We start from the raw sequence: 1,043 nt of genomic DNA, 5'->3' as shown, positions 1-1,043 counted from the left end.
CCAAATTATGACTCCAAGCAATTTCTGCCACCAATGGTTGCAGTTTTTCATTTTGAAAGTATGTGAGATATAAATTGCGCATATTCCAGATATTACGAACCGAAAAGCCACTGATACCTGGAAACTCCGCTTGTAAGTCTTTTGCTAATTGTTCTACGACTGATTTACCCCAGGTTTCTCCCTGTTGACGGGTAACAATTAACCGTCCAATATCCCAATAAAGAGTAATTAATTCCTTGTTGACTGCTTTGAGGGATTGGTACTGAGCCTGGCGAATGCGCTGCTTGACTTCTACTAGTAGCTCCCGATACTTCCCTGAATCCAAGTCACTCATCTGGTTTCCGATTCAACAACATTTGTCCAAAAGGTGATCATAACAAACGTTAAGCAGTCAGCGGTCAGCGGTCAGCGGTTAGCCGTTGGCTGATAGCTGATAGCTGATAGCTGACCACTGACTACTTAGTTACCCATTCAATTTTCGGTGTTGCTGATTCTGGGTATGATTGAGCCCCCCTAGGGCGTGTTTTCAAAGTTTTCCGCAAGATTATGATCCCCCCCAGCCCCCCTTAAAAAAGGGGGGAGCCATACTCAAAGTCCCCCTTTTTTAAGGGGGATTTAGGGGGATCTCCGAGGCAATAAAACACGCCCTAGCCCCCCAATTTTGGGGGGAACAAAACTCTTAAAGTCCCCCAAAGTTGGGGGATTTAGGGGGCTTGCCCAAAACCAAAAGATCCTGCATTGATACTTCAATTCAGCAACCCCCAATTTTCCCTCAAATCCTCCCTTGAGAATCCTCAATATCATTCCTTAGCTCCTCTAGCTTCCCTTGTGCCTCTGGATCTTCCAAATTAAAAAGCTTTTGGTAAATTCCCTCAGCAGCCTCTAGCCATTCAACTGCTTCAGCAAACTCTTCTAGGTTGTGGGCAATCTCACCAAGCTGTTCTTGAATTTCCGCCTGCAATGGCAAATTATTAGCTTTTTTGGCCAGTGCCAGGGCTGTGCGGTAACGCTGCTGAGCCTGTCGCTTTAGTCCAATGCGCTGA

Annotated in this window: 2 protein-coding genes; both read right to left on the bottom strand. The window is 45.8% G+C overall.

Annotated elements, in window-relative coordinates; all coding sequences use genetic code 11:
- Positions 1-334, bottom strand: a 334-nt coding sequence (locus F6K49_RS52625; RefSeq protein WP_293111075.1) for a DUF1016 N-terminal domain-containing protein, incomplete at its 3' end; no start/stop codon positions are given.
- Positions 335-772: 438 nt separating this feature from the next.
- Positions 773-1,043, bottom strand: a 271-nt coding sequence (locus tag F6K49_RS52620) for a hypothetical protein (protein ID WP_293111073.1), incomplete at its 5' end; no start/stop codon positions are given.

The organism is Moorena sp. SIO3I6, assembly GCF_010672095.1.
This window is presented reverse-complemented; position numbering and strand designations above follow the sequence as displayed.